This window comes from Candidatus Synechococcus spongiarum, assembly GCF_900047545.1.
Classification (GTDB): domain Bacteria; phylum Cyanobacteriota; class Cyanobacteriia; order PCC-6307; family Cyanobiaceae; genus Synechococcus_B; species Synechococcus_B spongiarum_C.
This window is the reverse complement of sequence record NZ_FITM01000058.1, coordinates 1-6216: the sequence shown is the minus strand read 5'-3', so window position 1 is coordinate 6216 and position 6216 is coordinate 1. Positions and strand designations below refer to the sequence as shown.

At 62.5% G+C, this 6216-nt stretch carries 5 protein-coding genes; all 5 read right to left on the bottom strand.

Annotated elements, in window-relative coordinates; all coding sequences use genetic code 11:
• A partial coding sequence (locus FLM9_RS02205) for a LexA family protein (RefSeq protein WP_498039857.1) occupies nucleotides 1–263 on the bottom strand: 263 nt, incomplete at its 3' end.
• A 96-nt stretch (nucleotides 264–359) separates the two neighbouring features.
• On the bottom strand, nucleotides 360–1286 hold the full coding sequence (gene argF, locus FLM9_RS02200; RefSeq protein ID WP_074457050.1) for an ornithine carbamoyltransferase: 927 nt from the start codon (nucleotides 1284–1286) through the stop codon (nucleotides 360–362).
• Between the two features lie 22 nt (nucleotides 1287–1308).
• A complete protein-coding gene (gene ftsH, locus FLM9_RS02195; protein WP_074457049.1) occupies nucleotides 1309–3183 on the bottom strand; it encodes an ATP-dependent zinc metalloprotease FtsH in 1875 nt (624 codons plus the stop codon).
• A gap of 85 nt (nucleotides 3184–3268) precedes the next feature.
• Nucleotides 3269–4360: a bifunctional diaminohydroxyphosphoribosylaminopyrimidine deaminase/5-amino-6-(5-phosphoribosylamino)uracil reductase RibD gene (gene ribD / locus FLM9_RS02190; protein ID WP_257242964.1), complete on the bottom strand. Its 1092-nt coding sequence runs from the start codon at nucleotides 4358–4360 to the stop codon at nucleotides 3269–3271.
• Nucleotides 4361–4368: 8 nt separating this feature from the next.
• Nucleotides 4369–6216 (bottom strand): GH116 family glycosyl hydrolase (locus FLM9_RS02185; RefSeq protein ID WP_074457047.1); only part of this gene is annotated, 1848 nt, incomplete at its 5' end.

Here is a 6216-nt window from a genome sequence, read left to right as displayed (position 1 = left end):
CCCCCCGCAAAGACCATTCCCAAAACGGGGATTCCCGTGGCGGGAGCAGTCTTCAACTGCAGGGTACGGGCTCGACCCGGCTGCCACTGGATCCAGCCCTTCTTTTGGAGATAGCGCAAACGACTTTGGATGGGCGCCGGTGAGCGAAGGCCCATGGCTTCCATCATCTGGCGGATGGACGGGGCATGGCCATGGTCGTTCAGAAATTCAACGATCCAATCGTAAAGCTCTTGCTGGGCAGCGGTGAGGGGTGCGGGCTGCATCAACCATTCGGGCAGTCAATACAGATGTGCCAGATTTTCACCCATTTGTCCAGCCTGCCCCTGGATTCGTGACGGAATTGTTCGTGATCCATGATCTCAGGCGAGATCCAGCAACAGGGCGAGCAGGGCCTGCTGGCCGTAGAGGCGATTCTCAGCTTGCAAAAAGACTCGACTTTCCGGCCCTTCCAGCACCTCGTTGCTGATTTCCTCCCCCCGGTGAGCAGGTAAGCAGTGGAGCACAACAACATCCCGCGCTGCGTGAGCCAGCAGGTCCGCATTCAGGCAATACCCGGCAAAATCACGGCGGCGCTGCCGGGCTGCTGCTTCCTGACCCATGGATGACCACACGTCGGTATAGACAGCCTGAGCGCCGCGGCAGGCTTCTACGGGGTCGTGGAGCACGGTCACGGTGCATCGCCCCTGGCCCAGTTGCCGAGCCCGCTGCACCACGGCGGGATCCGGTCCATACTGCCGGGGGGTTGCGACCCGCAGATGAACACCCAGCAGGGCAGCAGCCAGCAGAAGGGAGTGGGCCACGTTGTTGCCGTCGCCGATGTATGCCATGGTCAGGCCATCCAGATCGGAGAAGCACTCCTGCAGGGTGAGGAAGTCCGCAATCACCTGGCAAGGGTGCTCCACGTCACTGAGGGCGTTGATCACGGGAACGGTGCTGGCCCGGGCATAGGCCTCAAGATCAGCCTGGGCAAAGGTGCGAATGGCCAGGGCGTCCACATAGCGGCTGAGGACCCGAGCTGTGTCGGCAATGGGCTCGCCGCGGCTCACCTGGGTGCTGCCGGGTGGTAAATCCAGGGTTTGCCCCCCCAGACGAGCCATGGCCACCGCAAAACTGACCCGGCTGCGGGTGGAAGGCTTGGAAAACAAAAGCCCCAGCACCTTGACGGTGCCGGGGGTGGGCAACCGGACCTCTCCCCGCTTCATGGCTCCTGCCAACCGGAGCAGCTTGAGCCACTCCTGGCGACTGCAAGCCTCAACCCCAAGGAAGTGGCCACCAGGGAAGGTCATAGCAGGGGCTTCCAAAGAGCCCTTATACCTGAACGGGCTCAGGGGCTTGGCACTGATTCAGAAGAGTTTGCAGTTCTTCTCCCTCAATCACCTCTTTTTCCAAGATCTTCTGAGAAATCACTTCCAGGGACTCCCGGTTGGACTCCAGAATGGCCAGAGCATGATTGTGGGCATTGTCCACCAACTGGCGCACCTCTCGATCAATAGATTCGGCCGTGGCATCACTGACGGCGCGGCGCGGGTTGTTGGTCTGGCCAAGGAAGCGGTTACCGGTCTGCCGGTCATAGGCCAGTGGACCCAACACACTGCTCATGCCATAGGTGCTCACCATCTGCTCAGCGATGTCTGTGGCACGTTGCAGATCATTGGCTGCGCCCGTGGTGACCTTGCCAAAGACAATCTCCTCGGCAGAGCGTCCCCCCAGCAGTGTGGTGATCTGACCCTGAAGATCTTCCTTGGAATTGAGGAAGCGATCCTCCACGGGCAATTGCAAGGTGTAGCCCAGGGCAGACATGCCGCGGGGCACAATGGAAATTTTAGCCACTTTGCTGCCGCCGGGAATCAGATGGCCCACGATGGCATGGCCCACCTCATGGTAGGCAACGATGCGCTTTTCATCGTCGGCGAGGACGCGGCTGCGCTTCTCCAGGCCAGCCACAACCCTTTCAATGGCCTCCTGTAGATCCGCCTGGGTCACCGTCTTGCGATCAGCGCGTGCTGCCAGCAGGGCGGCTTCATTCACCAGATTGGCCAGATCCGCACCGGCAAAACCACTGGTGGCGGCGGCAATGGTCTCCAGATTCACGCTGGGATCCAGCTTCACCTTGTTGCCGTAGATCTCCAAAATGGTGCGGCGACCACTCAGATCAGGGCGATCCACCAACACTTGCCGGTCAAAGCGCCCCGGCCTCAGCAGGGCGGCATCAAGGGTTTCCGGCTGGTTGGTGGCGGCCAGCACAATCACGGGCTTATCGGAGGCGTTAAAGCCGTCCATCTCCGTGAGCAACTGGTTGAGGGTTTGCTCCCGCTCGTCATTGCCGCCCACCACGCCCATGGACCCGGAGCGGCTTTTGCCAATGGCGTCCAGTTCGTCGATAAAGATGATGCAAGGGGCTTTTTTCTTGGCTTGCTCAAACAGGTCCCGCACCCGCGCTGCGCCGGCTCCCACAAACAACTCCACAAACTCCGAGCCGGAAATGATAAAGAACGGAACGTTGGCTTCTCCGGCAACGGCCTTGGAGAGAAGGGTTTTCCCGGTTCCGGGAGGTCCAACCAACAGCACACCGCGAGGAATTTTTGCCCCCAAAACAGCATAGCGCTGTGGTTTTTTCAAAAAGTCGACAATTTCCGTCAGCTCTTGCTTGGCCTCGTCCACACCGGCCACGTCTGCAAAGGTGACCCGTGATTGCTCATCGGGAACATAGATCTTGGCCTTGGAGCGGGTGAAGCTGAGGGCCCCCTGGCCACCACCACCCATTTGACGTCGTGCGAAGAACTGGAGCACCAGAATAAAGATCAGTGGCGGCACCACCCAGCTCAGGATGGTATTGAACACACTGGGACGCTTGGGCGGCGCCGCGGCAAACTCCACACCGTGTCGCTCCAACCGCTGGGGTAGGTCCATGTCGAAGATGGGCGTGGTGGCCAGCAGGGGAGGCTCCCCATCCACCGGCTGCTTGAGTTCGTAGCGGATTTGGTCCTGGGTGATGTAGGCCCTGGCCACCCGTTCATCGTTCACCTGGTCAATGAAGAGGGAATAGGGAACGCGGGGCACCTGCATGGCAGGGCGGGGCAAAAAACTGCCCAATAACAACAACACACCAATCCCAACTAAAATAAGGTTGACCCATCCAAAACGTCGTCGGGGTTCGTTGTTGTCTTGGCGCTGAAGCGACACGAGGGCTGAGCGAGTCGCTTCACGCTAAGCCGCAGAGTCAGCTCCAGTGGAACGGTTTCCCGAATGATACAGAGCCATGAAGCCATCAGGCGGTCGCTGTGGGGCTGTCCAGATGGAAGCGCCAGATCAGGTCACCACCACAGCGCTCCAGACGGGGTTTGCTCAGCGGCAGGCTCTGGGCCATGGTGGTGATTTGGAGGTCCCCCAGTGGCGTTGAGGCCGCCAGCCCCCCCAGCAGCTTGGGCGCCTGCACAGCGGCCACCTCCTGAACACACCCCTCCCGCACGGCTGCAGCCGCCAAGGTGGGGCCGCACTCCCACAACACCTTGTTGCACCCCCGCTTTGCCAAATGCTCCAGCACCGTCCTTGGGGAGCAGGGCTCCACAGCCACACACTCCACCCCTTGTTGTGCCAGTTGGGTCACGGCAACGGGATTGGCGTCAGGACCGTAAAACACCATGGTTCTGGCCAGTGTTTGATTCCATAGCCGAGCCTGGTGGGGAAGCTGCAGGCGACGGCTCAGCACCACCCGCACGGGCTCGGGTTGCCGTTGACCACGGCTGGTGAGGAGGGGGTCGTCCGAGCGCACCGTGCCGGCCCCCACCAGCACCGCGTCACACTGGGACCGCAGTTGGTGAACCCACTGGCGCGCCGGTACGCCACTGATCCACTGGCTGTCCCCTGTTGTGGTGGCAATGCGCCCATCCACGCTGGCGGCCCACTTGAGCACACCCCAAGGACGCCCATGGCCCACCCGGTACAGAAAAGCCTGGTTGAGGGCGCGGGCACGGGCTTCTCCCACCCCCTGCACCACCGTCAGCCCCGCTTGCCGCAGGCATGCAAGACCACCACCGGCAACCCGGGGGTCAGGATCCGCCATGGCCACCACCACGCGCCGGCAGCCGGCTGCAAGAACGGCCTCGGTGCAGGGGGGGGTGCGGCCGTGATGGCAGCAGGGCTCCAGAGTGACATACAGTGTGCCCCCCCGTGCCCTCGCCCCCGCTTGTTGCAGGGCCAACACCTCTCCATGGGGTTGCCCCGCCGCCCTGTGAAACCCTTCCCCCACCAACTGCCCATGGGCATCCAGCACCACGGCGCCCACCATAGGGTTGGGGCTGGTGGTCCACCGTCCCAATGCGGCGAGCGCCAACGCCCGCTCCATCCAGAATTCATCCATGGGGTCCATCAGTCCTTCGGCATGGGGAAGGGTTGCCACCGGGTGTGGGCCGCCCAGATGGCCCAGACGGCCATGGGCCGCAGGTAGTGACACGCCCGAAAGTGACCATCAACCGTGATCGCTTCCGGCGTGCGGAATTGCAGGCCATGGCCATAGATCTGTTCAATCGCCCTGCCGCTGATGGCCATGGCGGTCTTCTGGTCCCCCAAAAGGCAGCAGTAGGCGGCCAGAGCAAAATTGATGCCGGTCCAGATCTCCTGGGGGTGAGTTCCCTGGGGATCCACGGGGCTGCTGTCTTCCCTGAGGCCGTTGACAACCCCGTGTTTTCCCCGATGAAACCCGGTGAAGCACACCCTGCAGACAGTGGCCAGGGTGGTGCGGGCCCGCTCTTCGCTCACCACGGACGGGAGGCCCAGCAGGCGGGCATAGAAGTCGCCACAGAGTTGGTCCGCCATCACCACCGACCCTTCTGTATGGGTATCAAAGGCGTAGTGTTGCCCTCTCCACAACAGGCGGTCATAGGCGCTGCGGGCCTGCTGTAACCAGGCGCCAAAATCCCGTTGGCTGGCGGTGGTGTCCAGGCCCAGGCGAAGAGACAACTGTTGGGCGCTGGCCAAGGCCGCCTCCAGGGCCGCAATCCACAGCCCACCGCAATAGGCGCTGGCGCCCTTCATAGGCCAGTCATCAAAGGTTTGATCAGGGGCACCGCCATGGTCGGGAAGACCGTCCCCGTCCTGGTCAAACGTCTTCAAGTAGCGGAGGCAACTGTCCACCGCCGGCCAGCAATCCGCCAGGAAGCGCAGATCCTGGCCCCCCCAGCGGAAGGTGCGCCACACCTGGAGCACAAAGTCACTGGGCAGGTCTTTCCAGAGATTGCAGTCCTGGTAGGCAGTGTAGTTGGTGGCCGTGAAGGGATGTTCATTGGGTGCCCCCAGGTCGTGGGGCGTGGCCTGGAACCGTTTACGGGGTGCATGGACAGGCTCTTGTCCTTTGGTCATGTGCCAGCCGATGAGCCGAGGCCGTAAGTCCTCACTGGGGATCGCCCGGGCGAAGTCACGGAGCACGGCCTTATCCAACTCCGGCCACAACTGGACCAGGGCAAGGGAGCCATAGAGCCGCACGTCTAGGCTTTCATACCAGGAATAATCCGGACATTCCAGGACACCGAAGTGTCCCATCGGTCGATCAGCGGTAGCAGCGGTCCAGAGGCTGCCGCCGCTGGCCAGATCACCCAGTTCGTTGAACAGGGCCATCCGCACCGCCTCAGACAGCTCCTCCTGCTCCAGGACAGGTTGCTGCCAGCGGTGGATGGCCTGGCGCCACCGGGGCCAGTCCTGTATTGCCTCAGCGGCAATGGCTGTGGCATGGCTACCGGAGCGCCCAAAAAAGTCCGTATAGCGCCGGTGGCTGGTGATGCCCTGGGCAAACTCCGTCACTGGCAGGTCCCAACTGATCACCAGGGGCAACGTCAGCGTCGCCCCCGGCTGCAATTCAAAGCCCATGGCCATGGCAACCGCTGAGGGATCATCCACGCCACTGCGGCGGGTATCCATGGTTTGGGGGATGGACCCGTCCCGGGAAAACGGGGTCCAGATTTCTGCACCGTCACCACCGGGATTCCAGCGTCCACAGCGCTGCAACTCCACCCCCGGCGGCAACTGCCCCACCGCCAGGCACCACTGGCCCTCCCCCTCCGCCACGGGCTGGCTACGGGGACCCTGCAGCAGCAGTCCTTGCACCTGCTCCTCGTCCACAAACGAGCAATGCTGTCCCTCGGTGCGGCCAATGGCCGGCACGTAGGCGTACACCGGGCTCCCGTCCTCCCGATAGACCACCTCCGGACTGGTGCGGGTGTT